The organism is Pontiella sulfatireligans (assembly GCF_900890705.1).
GTDB classification, from domain to species: domain Bacteria; phylum Verrucomicrobiota; class Kiritimatiellia; order Kiritimatiellales; family Pontiellaceae; genus Pontiella; species Pontiella sulfatireligans.
Genome location: NZ_CAAHFH010000001.1, coordinates 3,443,586 through 3,460,416, shown reverse-complemented (window position 1 = coordinate 3,460,416; position 16,831 = coordinate 3,443,586). Strand labels below are relative to the sequence as shown.

Annotated in this window: 9 protein-coding genes; all 9 read left to right on the top strand. The window is 51.0% G+C overall.

The genetic code is table 11. The annotated features are described in order from the left end of the window. The first annotated feature begins 213 nt into the window (after positions 1-213). The 9 genes from SCARR_RS12170 to SCARR_RS12130 all read left to right on the top strand — a co-directional run bounded on the left by SCARR_RS12170 (position 214) and on the right by SCARR_RS12130 (position 16,821). Positions 214-2,550: a CBM96 family carbohydrate-binding protein gene (locus tag SCARR_RS12170; protein ID WP_168433265.1), complete on the top strand. Its 2,337-nt coding sequence runs from the start codon at positions 214-216 to the stop codon at positions 2,548-2,550. Between the two features lie 351 nt (positions 2,551-2,901). Continuing rightward, the gene (locus SCARR_RS12165) at positions 2,902-6,255 is read left to right on the top strand and encodes a fibronectin type III domain-containing protein (RefSeq protein ID WP_136061844.1); all 3,354 of its coding nucleotides are present in this window, start codon (positions 2,902-2,904) and stop codon (positions 6,253-6,255) included. Positions 6,256-6,414: 159 nt separating this feature from the next. Further along, positions 6,415-7,173: a PEP-CTERM sorting domain-containing protein gene (locus tag SCARR_RS12160; RefSeq protein WP_136061843.1), complete on the top strand. Its 759-nt coding sequence runs from the start codon at positions 6,415-6,417 to the stop codon at positions 7,171-7,173. 219 nt (positions 7,174-7,392) lie between these two features. After that, entirely contained in the window at positions 7,393-10,011 is a 2,619-nt protein-coding gene (locus tag SCARR_RS12155; protein WP_136061842.1) for a sulfatase-like hydrolase/transferase, read from the top strand. Positions 10,012-10,050: 39 nt separating this feature from the next. Continuing rightward, positions 10,051-11,154 (top strand): glycoside hydrolase family protein, encoded by a 1,104-nt coding sequence (locus SCARR_RS12150; RefSeq protein ID WP_136061841.1) that lies wholly within the window; start codon positions 10,051-10,053, stop codon positions 11,152-11,154. A gap of 80 nt (positions 11,155-11,234) precedes the next feature. Next, complete coding sequence (locus SCARR_RS12145; protein WP_136061840.1) at positions 11,235-12,374, top strand: glycoside hydrolase family protein; 1,140 nt, start codon at positions 11,235-11,237, stop codon at positions 12,372-12,374. A gap of 123 nt (positions 12,375-12,497) precedes the next feature. Further along, on the top strand, positions 12,498-13,652 hold the full coding sequence (locus tag SCARR_RS12140; RefSeq protein ID WP_136061839.1) for a glycoside hydrolase family protein: 1,155 nt from the start codon (positions 12,498-12,500) through the stop codon (positions 13,650-13,652). Beyond that, a complete protein-coding gene (locus tag SCARR_RS12135; protein WP_136061838.1) occupies positions 13,649-15,286 on the top strand; it encodes a sulfatase family protein in 1,638 nt (545 codons plus the stop codon). Before SCARR_RS12140 ends, SCARR_RS12135 begins: the two co-directional genes overlap by 4 nt. Beyond that, entirely contained in the window at positions 15,283-16,821 is a 1,539-nt protein-coding gene (locus tag SCARR_RS12130; protein WP_136061837.1) for a sulfatase family protein, read from the top strand. Before SCARR_RS12135 ends, SCARR_RS12130 begins: the two co-directional genes overlap by 4 nt. The last annotated feature ends 10 nt before the right edge of the window (positions 16,822-16,831 follow it).

Genomic DNA, 16,831 nt, shown 5'->3' with positions numbered 1-16,831 from the left:
GCAGCACTCCTTCATAACCCCGAAAACTACGCACTTACGTAGCCTGGTTTACAAGGTCGCGTACGGGGCGTTTTCCGAGGGGCATGCTAGATTAGATCGTTCATTTTCAAGAGCCGTCGGTCGATAAGCATGCACAAAAGGAAAAGAGTGAAGATCGCATACACAAGAACAGCGATGATACTATCGCTATCTACCGCACTTGCCGTGGAACCCATGGAGAGCGATTTTTTTACAGACACCATCGGATCGGTGAGTGCCACGGTGAATCTGGTGACAGATTACGGAGCAAATGGATCGGATGCCAATGATGATACGGTCGCATTACAGGCGGCCATCGACGCAATGACCGCTCTGCCGACCGGCGGTAAAATTGTCATTCCGGCTGGTACCTTCTACCTTCGGGGCGCGACCATAAAGTCCAATGTCCACATTGTGATTGATCCGGGTGCAGTAATTAAGCCGTGGTCATCGCCGCGATCCAGCAAGTCCCTTTTTTTTATGGGAGCCCTTACCGGGACTCCAGAGTCAGCCGTTGCAACCATCAATGCCAGTGTCCGCTGTTCCGATACCAACCAGATGTGGACTGCAGATATTTCGTCCTTGGATATCCTATACCACTTCAAGGCCTTCGGTTGCTACAATACAGATAACTTCATGATTTCGAATATGCACGTCGTGGATAACATGACCGACATCAGTGCCATCGTTCTTAATGCGGGAAAATACAACGGAACATTTTACAACGTTCCCCAGAACGGCCTGATTATGAACTGCAGCACGACGAACTCGCATTCTGGATATGGATTGATTCAAATGCAGAACGGGAGGCATATTTTCTATAAAAACCTGTCCTGCAATCGCGGGGTGACGCTTCGAATTGAGACCGACATGGCGGTTGGTCAGACGTCCGGCCTTGATGATGTATGGGGAAGGGACATCACAAACGTTGATGGCGGCGACGCCGTCTTTCTCCAGCCGCACACGATGGATAACGGGCATGTCGATATTCGGCGCATTACTTCATATGGCAGTTTTTTCGCCTTTCACATGGAGCCGGGCTTTGTAACTCCAGATGAGGCCCTCGCAGGGCTTACTCCGGGTTCATTTGCAGCTACCTCTGTGATCGCGGACGTTCATGCCGTCTATGGAACCAATGCGCTTGCCGCAGCAAGGTTCCATCGGTTTGTACCCTGTCCAATTAAGAATTTGATTTCAGCTGGGCAGACCCTGGATCAATCATCATATACGGTTCCCTCGAGTGCAGCCGTCCTGGACGGGGCAAGCGGTACCGCGCCCGGGTGCTACAGTGTAAATATAATGAATGTAACGGCTGAAGGCTTCCGGTATCGCTCGAAGCTCATTATCACAGATGCGGATGGGGTCACGACCTGCAATGCGGTGCCGGTCACCGGGTTATCCCTGGCGACAAACACGTTGAACCTTGCTTCCACAGAAACCGCGCAATTAACGGCAACGGTGACCCCGCTCAACGCCACCGACCCATCCGTGGTCTGGACTTCAGATGATATCGCGGTAGCCGTTGTAGACTCCCGCGGTTTGGTGACGGCCAACGGGGCGGGCACCGCAATCATCACGGCGGCTACGACCGATGGCGGGTATCATGATACCTGCACGGTAACCGTCACTGGCGGTGACGGTGGAGGCACTTATATACTCCATCCGGTTGCCGATTCGTATGTCTACAGCGGCACCCGAGTAAACAACAACTATGGCACCTCCACGAAAATGGAAGTCAGAGGTACGGTTGGTGATTTTACACGCGACGCCTATCTGCGATTTAATCTGTCATCCGTACCCGGGGCATCCGTTACGAATGCCGTGCTGCGCTTGAAAGTCCTTTCTGAAGGCAGCACCGCTGCAGATGTTCATACCGCCCATTTGGTCGGCGATGATTCTTGGGGCGAGACCACGATCACATGGAACAACAAACCGGCTGTCGGTACGGCCCTTGCCAGCGATGCGCGTCCGGCCGTGGATTCCTGGATCGAATTGGATGTGACCAGTCAGGTGAATGCCGAACGGAATGGCGACGGACTCTTTTCGGTGGCGGTGCTTTCATCCGGTGGTTCCTTAATCGGGTATTATTCAAAGGAGGCCGCGGTCGGAAGTTGGCCGGAGCTCGTCGTAAAGACCGATGCTGCACCCGACGGCTGGTCGGCGTTCGTGACGGCTCACGCCCTGAGTGGTATTGCGACCAATGATGCGGATAACGATTCTGTTTCTGATATGGCGGAATACGCACTCGGCGGAAATCCGACCAATGCCGCCGAGCAGGGTGTGGCACCATCAATCGCCTATCACCCCGATAGCAACGTCAGTTTTAGTTATCTGGAAACCACGAATCTCTATCCTGGTATTACCTACCACCCGGAATGGACGACAAATCTTGTGACCGGTCCTTGGAGCAGTTTATGGAATACGTACTCCAATTATTCATCCGGCATTCCCGGCTATCAACAGGTCGAGCGCAAGACCTATGGAGGTACTAATGAGAACCTCTTCTTCCGTTTGAAGGTTACGCACCCGTAGGGGTATGGCCTATTCCCCGCCCCTCTGGGGCGCAATTCGAGGAGTGGAGAGTAAGTGTGCTGAAAGCTCTACACAATTCAGCGCTGGGTATAATAAAGAGATACCCCGACCCTTGGGTCGGGGAGTGTCATTCTTCTGACGCGCCCAAGCCTGTAATATCAGGGCCGCGGGCGAAATTATTCTGGACACTACGCGTATGCGTAGTTCTGTCTACAAGGTCGCGTATGGGGGGGGTATTGGTATTCTCATGATACATTTGTAGCTCATTCTCAGAAGGGTATGGGGGCTTCATGAAGCAGCCCTCTTCCGGGAGAGTCAGTAGTTGAATGAATCAGCAATAAAGGAGATGAGATGAGAGCGAAGAGAACAGGATTAACCATGCTGATCAGCATGGGGTTATTATCAACATCGTGGGCGGCATCGCTTATAAGCGCCGACTTTTCTGTCGGTCAAGGTTACGCAGATGGGGATCTGGCCGGACAGAATGGTTGGGCGTTGGTCGGCACCAAAACCAATGCGTTCAATGTTACGGACGCAGCAGGAAGTGGTTACATCACCACGCTGAACAGCGGGTTCGTCGGAGGCGATACTCCTGTATCTCTAAACGTGGCTTCCGATAATGGGGTCGATACCGAGTGGGACGGATCCATTGATTTCTCCATTAGCCGGACCACAAACGGATGGAGTGGCGGGTCAGTTCTGGAATTCGGTCTGACGACAACGAGCAGCGCTCTCAATCCGGGTACCGCCGGTGCCGGTGACGAATGGGATATTCGTATAGTCAGCCAGAATCCAGGTAATGATGATTTACTTCAGATCGGAATTCAGGACGGTATCGGCGGGTTTGAGATGCTTACCGCATTAACCCCTGCTGCGGCAGGCTGGGATGGTGCCGGAGGCACTGATCTGGAAACCGACAACCTCCGCGTTGTGTTTAATGTTCGTAAAACGCGCAATGACAACGTCTATGCCCTGACTGCAAATCTGATTAATCTCGATACTCTTGTGAGCAGCAACGGGGTGACGGCCTATCAGACGGTGTCGGATGCGTATGATGCCGCAACCCTCGATTATTTTGTTATCCATCATGACGGTGCCTGCAATTTTATTGCGGGTAACACCGTCGATCGGTTCGATGCAACCATCAATTCTATTAACATGGATGTGACGACGGGCGTAGCGCCCGTGCTGATGGCTCCAGTTGCAGCGGCGCTTGGCGGCAATGGAGAGGTAGGACTTTCATGGAACGCGGTTGTTGAAGCAGAAACCTACGATGTAACCCGGTCCGATGCTGGCATCGGGGGAACCTATAGTCCTGTTGCGGGTGGTAGCGGTTTGACCACCAACGTCTTCACGGACACGAGTGTTTCGAACGGATCCGAATACTGGTACAAAGTAACGGCAAAAGCCACGGGGGCTGCGGATTCAGTTTCTACTCCAGTGTCGGCGACACCGGAAGCGATTGTGGGCAATACGACCATTCTGAACACCACGTTTGTCAACAGCGGTGCGTTCTATAATGATGGGGATCTTTCTGGGCAGGACCGTTGGAATGCGATTGCGGATTCGAATCCGAATGCTTTCGAAGTGGATATTGCCGGATCCGGTTTTGCTCAATCCAATCCGCTTTTCGCCACCAATGGCGGAAACGATGTTATTTACAGTCGTTTTACTTCTAACGAAGTCGGCTCCGTTTGGAGTGGCACAACGGTCTTCAGTGTATCGGCGATTGCGGACGGTGCTACGAAGACGAATGTGATTAATGGAGTTGAGTATATCGGCACCACTGCGAATCTCTCGGGAGCAGAAGAATTCTTCGAGTGGGGCATCAGCTCCGATGCCGCCAATACAGATCTGTTTCCCGCGCAGGAAGACGATGTTCTTTGGGTCGTACGCAATACTGCTGCAGATGGCATGTCCTTTGGTTTAAACATGTACCAGTACAATATTAATGTGTCCCTCGCGTTGTCCTCAGAGCAGGTCGGTTGGGATCCATTGTGGGAGAATACAAGCAGCGAGCAGCCGGATCTGGAAACCGAAGAAATGACGGTGAATTGGATGATTCGGAAATCCCCGATTGCGAACAAGTACAATGGCCAGGTTACCGTGACTGTTGGCACTAACGTCTATGAGGGCATTGTTGTTTATACGGATTATGCTGCTTCGCAGGCGGTTGATGCCTATGCGGCCAGTACTGTAGAGTTTGGCATGGGGCACCGGATTCCTCTGGGGCAGATGCTGAATGTTTCGGTTGACTCGATATCAGTATCGCACACCAATGCCAGCGCAATTCCGCAGTCGATTCCTGAGCTCACCGCCCAGGCTGGTGTTACATCGCTGACGATTGATCTGAACTGGTCGGGTGTTGGCGAAGAAGAATCTGTCAAAATTTTCCGATCGGAAGAGTATGGAGTGGAGGGTTCAGAAATCGCAACTTTACCGCAGGGCACTACGTCCTATACGGACTCTGACGCAACACTGCAGGATCTTCGCGGCTACATATACACGGTTAAGACGGTATACGATGCAGGGGCCACGGAGGTTGCTTCGGAGCAATCAGGCGCATTTGCGCGTGCAACAATCGCTCCGCTTTGGTACCCGGGTGATACGATCGATTGGTTGAGCGCTAGCCGGAACTATGGCGGGGTATCTCACACGCCAGTGGCCAGCGGGATCGGCTTCAGCCAGTTTACGACAGGAAGCGGAATCGATGGTTCGGTTTTGGTTGCGGCTGATGTTGCGGTACATAACACGAACCTGTGCCCGTTGATACATGTCGTTTCGCAGAATAGTGCGGAACTGGGACTCATCAGGGGTAACGATGGTGGTGGTGGTACGTCGCCGCTGATTCGGTGGAAGTATGAAAACCATTCGACCTTGTTTTATTTTGAGAACACGGTCGGAAATACCGGTGGTGAATTTGATGGCGTGGCGAACAATCCAACGATTTCGTTTGATGTCGGTGCCTTTAATTTATTAAAGATCGGCTCAACAGATCCTGCGTATGTGCAATTGGCCATTCGTAATGACAACCAGTGGTATGTTGGAAAAACTCAGTACCTCAGATCTCAGACCGGTTCGATCACCGTTCTGGACGAAGAATGGACGCCGCTGACACTGGCAACCGCCACAGATATCAACCGCATGACGGTAACCAACGGGATCTATACCGTGGGTAGCGCCTTGTCCTTGACGAAAATTAATGCCGTCGGTTATTTCTACGACAACATGACCGCGAATCTTGACGTCGGAAATGGATGGAACTATATGAAGGAGCTCAAGGTTGAATACGGTTCACAGCCATCGGTGTACCAGAGCTGGGCCGCTGGCTTCAATCTCTATAACGAAGCAGCTGCCTCCACCAATGACTATGACGCAGACGGTTTTGATAATGTTACGGAATGGGGGCTGGGCGGTAATCCGAATGATATCAACAATGCTGGTATTACCGGTCGGCGATATGCTGAGGATGGAAACGGAAACTTCCTCTACATCTACCCGCGTCTGAAGAGTTCCGACCGGCCGACCTACACGGCGCTGGAATCGGATAATCTGGTCCATACGACCTTCTGGGACAATGAGGCCAGCTACACCATCACAACGGGCGGAACCTGGACAGATTTCCGGGATGAATTCGAAATGGTGACCAATGCCGTTCCGATGACCGCTCCGGTTAATTTCTTCCAGTTGGAAGTCACGGAATAGTCCGATTCACAACAAGATGCATCCCGTTCAGGGGTGCATCCTAGCTAAACCCGCCGAAGTTCGGCGGGGTGATTATGAAAGAGAATATATTTTCAAAACATTGCAGTTCATCTGTAGTGCGTAAATGAAGCTAATGATAAAAACAAAAGGAGCATCAAAATGAAGAAATGGATAATTACATTAACATTGATAGCCGGCGGATTCAGTGCGCAGGCGGCGCTTATTGACAGTGATATGTCTGCTGGATCAGGAAATTCGACTTTTACCGTCGATAAAGCCGATGGAGTCTGGCACAGCGGTGTTCGCAACTCCTGGGCAGCAACAAACACTGTAGACGGTAGAACTGTGCTGGAAGGACAGGATGCAGGCAACCGGGCGCTCTGGATTGCGGCGGTTGGGGACACGAGTTCGACGTCAACGACGCTGGACATTGTGATTACCTATAAATCCACGACGGACTTTAACGTTAGCGCATGGGGAATTATGGGTGACTTAACCGGCTTGGGGACTACCGAGATTGCAAATGCGAATAATATTCGTTACAACCCTGGAAGTGCCAATTTTAGCTCGGACTGGGTTGGAACCGGACTGACGGCTGTCGATCTGTTTGACGGGGACACGAAGACAGATGCCGACGGAACAGCCGCTTTTAGGCCTAGTGTTGCATTCACTCTCGCGTCCGCCGCAGATTGGACGACTGTGACCAATACGCTTAATCTTGTCACCCAGTCCGGTCTTACGGATCTGGGCGATCTGACCATTTTCGGAATGCATATAGGTCTTGATGGCAATACAACTATCGCCACTGACGCAATCCAGCTTGATCACGTCACCGTGATTCCTGAACCGGCTACACTCGGTCTGATTACTGCATTTGGCGGTGGCATACTGTTTGTTCGCCGCAGATTCATGATGTAACACGGCATTCGGTATTAGAAGGAAATGGCGTGGCCTATATAGACTCACGCCATTTTTATTTCATCTGCGGGGTTAGGCGAATCCGATTCGTCCGGCGAATTCTCCCGACAAAGATTAGCCGCGTGGAATGATTTTGTTCTTACTAAATAGCGTATCTGTTTTATCGATAAGGCTCTATTCAAATGCTTTGCGACCTGTAAAACAAAAAGGAGAGCTCAAATGAATAAACACCTCTATAGATTGGGAGGCGTATTGTTGCTGGCTCTGAACGCATACGCAACTGAATTTGTTTTCAAGGGGACTGATGCTGCTACTGCCTCGGTTTCGCCTGGTTCTGTGGTGGTGGGCGGAACCGCTACGGCAACGACCTATACCGTGTCTGGAGTGGACCTGGACGGTGACAGCACAAACGATAGCTTCACGGTCACAATCAATGCGGCCGGTTCCTCTGCCATAACCTTTACGGATAGATATCTCATTGGAGGCAACGCCTTGACCCCCGGCGAGACCTTCACTGTTTCGTATGGAGGTATTTCCGGAACGCTGAGCAGTGGCAGTGTAGTACAGGCAAACAGCTTTACATTCGACTCTCTTAAGATGATAGGGTGGCAACCTTCCAACAATGAAGCCTATACGATCACGCAATCCGGTGTAACCAGTGCAGTTCAGACGGCGAACAGGTATACTGAATTAAGCACGAATAATTTCACCGTAAATGCGTACGATAATGGAGGTGCAACCGCCTTTAATCCGGATTATTTTGCATTCACCGTGGATGTGCTGGATTACTCTCCGCCCTTACCGCCCACTACGGCCAACGGCAGAAACCTGATCTGGATCATCACCGACGAACACAATCTGCGGACATTGGGCTGTTACCGCGATACGATGAGCTCTGAAATGGCTGAAATGTGGGGTGAAGGTTTTGTAGTCGAGACCCCCCTTCTGGACAGCATGGCGGACAACGGCGTGCTCTTCACTCGCATGCATGCCAGCAGAGCCGTCTGTACACCGTCACGAGCTGCTATGTTTACGGGGCAATATCCATTGTCTCTTGGCATTCCTAACAATTCCAATACCGTGGGCGACGGGAAATACCTTCGCGCGAATGTGACAACGATTTTCGATGTGCTGAAAGATGCGGGCTACTTAACAGGTTATGTCGGGAAATGGCATTTAAGCGAAGGTGGAAAACCTTTTGAAAACACACCCTGGGGCAAATGGTGGGAACCCTATCCAGAAGATGACACAAACGATACGTATGGGATACTTGTGAACAAGTTTATGTTCAATGGTGGCCATGACAAATGGTACGGCATCGTCGAAGATGGTCTTCCCGCTACCGCAAACGGAACCACTGATCCCACGAGCAACGGAGACCCCTATCTCGTCAACAGGAATCTCATTTCGCCCACAGGCGCATACGATGCCTGGGGGCAACCTCTTTATAGCGATGGCAACACAACGAATGTGAAATTTTCGACGGATTGGCTGACAGACCGAACCATTGATTTTATCAACGAATTTAAATCAGGGGCCTATAACACCATCGGTACGACTTACACCTCGTTTTTCCATGTGCTCAGCATCCCCGATCCGCACACAACGGATTCCTCCCGTCCACCGTACAGCACCATGTACACGAATATGACCTTTGAACTCCCACGCACCTGGCTCAATCCAAACTACAACTCGGCGGATCCGTATACACCTTATCTGGACAATCCATCATGGATGTCGGCCGACGGAACCGCGGCGGATTTATACGATCCTCTCGATACCGGGGTTTACACCATACAGGACAGAATTGCGCAGTATTTCGGCATGGTGAAGTGCATCGACGATAATGTCGGACGTCTCATCGCCCATCTCGAAAACGTAGGCATCCTGCAGGATACCGTTCTGATGTTCAGCTCTGATCATGGCGACATGTTCGGTGAGCACCGCCGCGTGAACAAGGATACCCCCCACGACATGTCCATGCGGATTCCGTGTATTGTTGTAGATGGCAGCCAGTTGCTCACGACCGTAACTAACATGGCTCCACTGATCCCGAGAGGAATCATTGTTGAAGAATCAGGCAATAATACCGACTGGCTGGAAACGTTTCTCAGCTTATTGGACGTGAACAATATTCCGGACACCCATGGACGCGACCTGACCCCGTTGCTGGATCCGTCTACGGCGGCCGGCTGGCACGATGTCTCGGTTCAGAGCCAGGGCTGGATGGCCGCAACCGACTCGCGGTACAAGCTGGTTCTGGATGCGGCCTCCGACAACGCAACCTGGCTGTTCGACCTTGAACGTGATCCCAAAGAATTTACCAACTATGTTGATCATGCAGACTATGAGGGTGTGGTCAGAAAACTTGCTCATGGAATCAGGGACTACATGGCGGTCCATCCGGAAGATGTTGATCCGGATCGCATTACCGAATGCAATCGTCTGCTGTCGGGCTGGGATCGGTATGAAGAGGTCTATGCATTGACCGAAGGGCAAGCGGGGGATGACGACAAGGATGGATTATCTAATGTCTATGAATACACTTTCGGTACCGATCCGCTCGACCCAAACAACACCAACGAAACTCCCGTTATACAGATTAACCCGATCAATGGCTGGGTCACCTTATCCCACCAAATTCGTTCCCCGAAAGACTCGACCATTCCCTATACCGTCGAATGGCGTACCAATTTGGTGTCGGGGGTTTCCTGGTCCGGCACGTGGGATTCAGTGGCAACCAACTATCCGGCTGCTTCCATCGGATTCGAACGTATTGAACATACCGTTGAGCTGGATCGGGATGAACTCTTTTTCCGGCTGAAAGCCAATCCGTAGTAGATATAGAAAACTTCAAAATAAAGGACAGATAAACCAATGAAAAAAACTCTCTTAACCGCACTGGTTCTTTCCGGCGCCGCTTTTGCACAGGGAAAAACCCTGATCGATTATTTCCAACCGATGGAGCCACAAGGGCCCTTGGTGTCGGAAGGCATCTGGGGGGATCCGAATGTGTTGCCCCGGGACATTCAAAACGGACTGGAAGATTCGACTCTGGAAAACTGGTGCTATTGGGACGGGGCGATCGTGAAAGCGAATGATGGGCGCTACCATATGTATGCCAGTTGCTGGAGTCAGACTAACTCTCACAGTACGGGGTGGAAGGTGGAATCCAAAGGTATGCATGCGGTTGCTGATCATCCGATCGGGCCCTATAAGCATATAGGTTTGGCCTGGCCGAAATGGCAGGAAGGAAAGGGGCACAATGTTATCGGTCTGCGGATGCATGATGGTCGGTATGCGATGGTCACCAGCGAGCTGACTTCGGGAGAAGTCTTCGTTTCGGACTCGCCGGATGGACCGTTTAAGTTGCTGGGCTATATCCAGGTGGACTATAATGGATTTAATCCGTTTTTAGCGCGTTATCAGAAAAACGGTCGGATGGCTAATGTTCAGATTCTCCTGCGTCCGGACGGGCGATACATGCTGGTTGCGCGTTCCACGGCGATCATGATCAGTGAGAGTGGCATTCTCGGTCCGTATAAAATAATGACGGACCGGGTTTATAATGACATGCCCGAAGTCCCGAAGAAAAAGATGGAGGATCCATCCGTTTGGTATAGCGGCGGGTTGTATCATATGATCGTTAACTACCACATCGACAATGTGACGCATCACTTGACGTCAGAGGATGGTATTCACAACTGGACCTACCGCGGTATTGCTTTCCGGAACGACATAGATTTTTTCAAGTACACGGATGGAACGGTGAATCACTGGCCGATTGTGCAGCGGATGACGGTATTTGTAGAGAACGGACATCCGACGCATTTCCTCTTTTCAGTCATCGATTCCAGGAAAGGTGAAGATGGCCCGAATGATAAAAACGGAAGTAAAATTGTTATTGTGCCGTTCGACGGTGAAGCTTTCGACGCCGATATGCAGCGGATCGTCGAAGCAGAAAAGAAAGCCGCCCAATAAGTATACTGTTTCAACGGAGCTTTGCCGCCAAAGCTGCTCTTCTCCCCGAATTATAAATCAATAAAAAGGAAATCACTGATATGAAAATCAGAACACTTGCCACATTGCTTGTTCTCATGTCCCTGAATGGGGTCGCTCAAGCCGAAAAACAACTGATCGATTATTTTAAGCCGATGGAGCTGCAGGGACCGTTAGTCTCTGAAGGCATCTGGGGCGAGACCAATGTGCTGCCGCGCGATATTAAAAACGGGCTGGAAGATCCCGACATGAAGACCTGGTGCTACTGGGACGGACGGGTCGTCAAAGACGATGACGGACGGTTTCATTTTTACGGTTGCGGGTGGGATCAGAAATACTCGCACGATGCGGGATGGAAGCTGAACTCGAAAGCCATACACGCTGTGGCCGACGACATCATGGGGCCGTATGAAAACCCGGTTTTGATGTGGCCGCACTGGCAGGAGGGAGAGGGCAGTAATGTAATCGGCCTGCGAATGCATGACGGCCGATGGGCGGCAGTAAGCAGCGAGACCACAGAGGGTGAAATCTTCACTTCAGATTCCCCATACGGCCCGTGGAGCCTCCTTGGAAAGATTAAGGTCGATCTCAACGGGTTTGAGCCGGGGTTAGCTCGTTATCAAAGAAAGACCATGCCGAGCTACGGTCACATGGCCAATGTGAAGATCCTGCTGCGACCGGACGGACGGTATATGCTGGTGCCACGCTCCTGCTGCGTAATGATCAGCGATGACGGAATTCTCGGACCGTATAAGATCATGAACGACCGGGTTTACAAACCCTATCCAGAGCTTCCACAGACGAAGAACGAGGATCCGACTGTCTGGCATAGCGGCGGCATATATCACATCGTTTACAACCACTGGCCGTCCAAAATATCACACCATTTTACCTCCATTGATGGCATCACCGATTGGAAATACCGCGGGATTGCCTTCACAAAGGAACAAAATGATAAGGTCTTTCGTTATCCTGATGGATCGTTTGACGACTGGATCTATGTTGAACGCATGACCGCCTGCGTGGACGAGGAGACCGATCACGTCACTCATTTCATTTTTTCGGTCCTCGATGTGAAAAAAGGCTGGGATCAAGGCAACGATAACCACGGCAGCAAGATTGTCGTCGTGCCATTCGATGGCGAAGCTTTCGACGCCAATATGCAACGGATTATCGATGCAGAAAAGAAAGCAGCCCAATAAAGAATACTGTTTCAGTGGTGCATCCGAAGATGCTGGAGTATATGGCTGCATCGCTGAATAAAATTTACCGACCGGGATATTCTTTTCTCTGAATAGAACATCCATAAAAAGGAAATCACGTATATGAAGTTTAGAACATTCACCACATTGCTCGTGCTCTTGTCCCTGAATGGGGTCGCTCAAGCCGAAAAACAAATGATCGACTATTTTCTGCCAATGGAGCCTCAGGGACCCTTGGTGTCGGAAGGCATTTGGGGGGATCCGAATGTGCTGCCCCGGGATATTAAAAACGGGCTGGAAGATTCGACCTTGGAAAAGTGGTGCTATTGGGACGGGGCGATCGTGAAAGCGGATGACGCTCGCTATCATATGTATGCCAGTTGTTGGGCTCAGACCAACTCTCACAGTACGGGATGGAAGGTGGAGTCCAAAGCTATGCATGCGGTAGCCGACAACCCCATCGGACCTTATAAGCATATCGGCGGCCTGACCTGGCCTCACTGGCAGAATGGAAAAGGTGGCAATGTCATTGGTCTAAGAATGCATGACGGACGTTATGCCATGGTCACCAGTGAAATTACTGAAGGAGAAGTCTTCGTCTCCGATTCTCCGGATGGTCCGTTCCTGCTATTGGGAAAAATAGAGGTCGATCTGAACGGGTTTGATCCCGGTTTAGCGCGGTACGGTGAAAACAATAAAGGTGCTGTAAAAAACGGAACCGTTGGCTGCATGGCTAATGTTCAGATTCTTCTTCGCCCAGATGGTCGCTACATGATCGTACCGCGCTCAACGGCGATCATGATCAGTGAGAACGGCATTCTGGGTCCCTATAAAATCATGTCTAAACCGGTTTATAAAGATATGCCGGAAGTCCAGAAGACCAACATGGAAGATCCATCTATTTGGTATAGCGGTGGTATGTATCATATGACCATCAACTACCACCTCGACAATATCACGCATCACCTGACTTCAGAAGATGGTATTCACGACTGGACATACCGAGGTATTGCATTTCGTAACGACGTCGATTTTTTCAAGTATACGGATGGCACGGTGAACCATTGGCCCATCGTGCAACGTATGACGGTATTTGTAGAGGACGGGCATCCAACTCATTTCCTCTTTTCAGTCATCGATTCCAGCAAAGGCGAAGATGGACCCAATGATAAGAATGGCAGTAAAATTGTCATGGTGCCGTTCGATGGCGAAGCCTTTGATCGGGATATGCAGAACATAGTGGCCGCAGAGAAGGCTGCAGAAAAAGGAAACAAATGAAGCCATCGATAATTGGATTAACTTTTCTTTTTATGGTCGGTTGGGCTAGTGCCGCTGAGAAACCAAATATTCTGTTTGTCATATCCGATGACCATACCTCGCAGGCCATCGGGGCCTACGGCGGACGATTGGCATCGCTGAATCCCACCCCGACTATTGACTCGATTGCCGCCGAGGGCATGGTGATGGAAAATGCCTTTTGCCAGAACGCGATCTGTACGCCGAGCCGCGCTTGTATTATGACCGGCCAGAGCAATGCGGTGAATGGATGCCCGACCTTGGGACAGGGGCTACCCCAAGAGCGCCAATATCTCGCCCTCGAAATGAGGAAGGCGGGCTACCAAACGGGTGTCATCGGCAAGTGGCATCTGCACGCACTTCCAGAGGCTTTTGATTATTACAAGGTCCTGCCCAAGCAGGGGACCTATTTTGATCCTGTCTTTTATGAAACAGGGGCGACTGGTATCAATCAATTCAGGGGGCAAACATGCAAAGGAACCGTTCAAATGAAAGGCCACTCCTCCGATTGTATCGCCGACTCGGCTCTGGAGTGGTTTGAAACCAAACGCGACCCGAGTAAGCCTTTTTTCTTCTGTCTCCAGTTTAAAGCGCCGCATGATATGTTCGAATATGCCCCGCGCTACGAAAGCTATCTCGCGGATGTTACCATTCCCGAACCCGCTAACATGCGTGACCGAAAAAACAACGGATCGATTGCCACACGCGGCGCAAACGGTGAATTGATTCCGTACATAGGAACATCAATCGGTCGCCGTAACTTTCGCCGCAACTACACCAAAAATGGCGCGTGGGCCAAAATGTTGGATCGGTCTAAGTCGGATGATGAAATCATCGGCGATGCGTATCAGGGTTACCTGAAAGCCTATTTGCGCTGTGTGAAAGGCGTAGACGACAATCTGAAACGGGTTGTTGATTATCTGAAGGCCGAAGGTCTCTACGACAATACCGTAATCATCTATACCGGAGATCAAGGCTTCTATCTTGGAGAGCACGATTTTATGGATAAACGCTGGGCCTATGAAGAATCCATGCGTATGCCGTTTATAGTTCGCTATCCGAAAACGGTACAGGTCGGTCGTTCCGACGCGATGGTCGAAAATATCGATTACGGCCCAACGATGCTCGACTTCGCCGGTGTCAAAACCCCGGGCTACATGCACGGACAAAGCTTTAAGAACGTTCTTGAAACCGGAAAGGAATCCGCAGATTCAAAACAGGCGGCCTATTATCACTACTGGATGCATATGGCATCCCACGATAATCCCGGACATATCGCGATCCGTTCCAAACGCTATAAGCTGATCATGTTCTACGGTGCGCCGATGAAATCGGATGAAGCACAGACTCCGCCCGGTTGGGAACTGTATGACCTAAAGAACGATCCGACCGAAGACAACAATGTGTACGATAATCCGGAATACGCCGCCGTGATTGAAAAGCTGAAAAAACAGCTAAAGGAACGTCGCACCGAATTGGGCGAGGACGATCCGAAGTTCACGTTCAATAAAGTGATCGACGAGTTCTGGGATTATGATGCGGCCGACCGCGCACGTGCCATCGAGATCTCGCACGAATACCTTGCGTCGAAAACCGCCGAACAAAAGAAGAAATGATAAACCTAACCGTTAAAAAAGATTTAGCCGCTGTTGCAGCGTTCGCTTTGTTCAGCGGAGCTACTTTTGCGGCAATACAACCGAACGTGTTAATCCTCTACACGGACGACATGGGTTACGGTGATCTGAATGCCAATAACCCAGACTCGGAAATCCCGACCCCTAACCTGGACCGACTGGCGGCTGAAGGAATGACCTTTACCGACGGCCATTCCTCCTCCGGCGTCTGTACGCCGAGCCGTTATGCCATGCTCACTGGGCGTTATCACTGGCGCAAATTTCATGGAATTGTAGGCGCGTTTGGTGACTCGATGTTTAATGCCGCACGGCTGACGCTGCCCGAGATGATGCAGGCCAAAGGCTACCGCACCGCTCATATCGGGAAATGGCATCTGGGCATGGGGTGGGATGCCATTCGTAACGAAGGAGTAACGCCGGTGAAATCACTGGGCAAACGCGCCCAGCCTCCGGAGGCCTTTGACTGGAGTAAAAAAGTTCCTGACGGGCCAACGGCACACGGGTTTGATTATTCATTCACCGACTGTGTTATAAACTTTCCGCCCTACTGCTGGCTCGAAAATGACAAGGTCGTTGAAGCCCCTGACTGCATGATGGATACTGCCCTGTGGAAACCGCTTAAGGAAGGGAACTGGGAATGCCGTCCGGGCCCGATGGCCGCAGGCTGGGATCCGCATAAATGCATTCCGACACTTACGGAAAAAGCGATTGCTTGGATTGAACAGCAAAAAAATGATACACCCTTCTTACTCTACTTCGCGCTGCCTTCGCCGCACGCCCCCATTGTTCCGAATGATGGATTCGTCGGAAAATCAAAAGCGGGCCCCTATGGCGATTTTGTGGTTGAGAGCGACGATGCCTGTGGGCAGCTTCTCAAGGCACTGGCGGACTCCGGTCTGGCGGATAATACGATTGTGATCTTTTCTGCAGACAACGGGCCAGAACACTATGCTTATGGACGCGACCAGAAATATGACCACTGGTCCTCCGCCCCGTTCCGCGGCATTAAGCGCTATCTCTACGAAGGCGGGCACCATGTTCCGTTCGTTGTCAAATGGCCGGGCGTGACAAAAGCCGGTGCGGTTTCGGACGCGCTTGTTTCACAGATTGATATTATGGCTACCTTGGCCGCAATTATCGGGTACGAGTTACCGGATGATCAGGCCGAAGACTCTCACAACCTTCTGCCGCTGATTCAGGGAAAGACGAAGGCCGTGCGGACCGTACATGTTCACAACACCTTTGAGGATCAATACGGCATTCGCCAAGGCGACTGGGTCCTGATAAACTGCCCGAAAATTGCGAAGAAAGGTTCCTCGTTGAATCGCAAGTGGGCGGAAAAACACAATTATCCCAACGAAAAACCCAAAGTCGGCATGCTGTATAATCTTAAAACTGACATGGGCCAGCGGCACGATATCTCATCGGAGCATCCGGAGACGGTGGAACGCATGACCGCCTTACTGAATCAAATTCGAGAGCAGGGTTATTCTTCTCCCCGAATTAAAAATCCATAACAAGGAAGTC

Coding starts and splice junctions, on each gene's coding strand:
- SCARR_RS12170 (WP_168433265.1), top strand. CDS start 214: ATGGAGAGCGATTTTTTTACAGACACCATCGGATCGGTGAGTGCCACG.
- SCARR_RS12165 (WP_136061844.1), top strand. CDS start 2,902: ATGAGAGCGAAGAGAACAGGATTAACCATGCTGATCAGCATGGGGTTA.
- SCARR_RS12160 (WP_136061843.1), top strand. CDS start 6,415: ATGAAGAAATGGATAATTACATTAACATTGATAGCCGGCGGATTCAGT.
- SCARR_RS12135 (WP_136061838.1), top strand. CDS start 13,649: ATGAAGCCATCGATAATTGGATTAACTTTTCTTTTTATGGTCGGTTGG.
- SCARR_RS12140 (WP_136061839.1), top strand. CDS start 12,498: ATGAAGTTTAGAACATTCACCACATTGCTCGTGCTCTTGTCCCTGAAT.
- SCARR_RS12145 (WP_136061840.1), top strand. CDS start 11,235: ATGAAAATCAGAACACTTGCCACATTGCTTGTTCTCATGTCCCTGAAT.
- SCARR_RS12150 (WP_136061841.1), top strand. CDS start 10,051: ATGAAAAAAACTCTCTTAACCGCACTGGTTCTTTCCGGCGCCGCTTTT.
- SCARR_RS12155 (WP_136061842.1), top strand. CDS start 7,393: ATGAATAAACACCTCTATAGATTGGGAGGCGTATTGTTGCTGGCTCTG.
- SCARR_RS12130 (WP_136061837.1), top strand. CDS start 15,283: ATGATAAACCTAACCGTTAAAAAAGATTTAGCCGCTGTTGCAGCGTTC.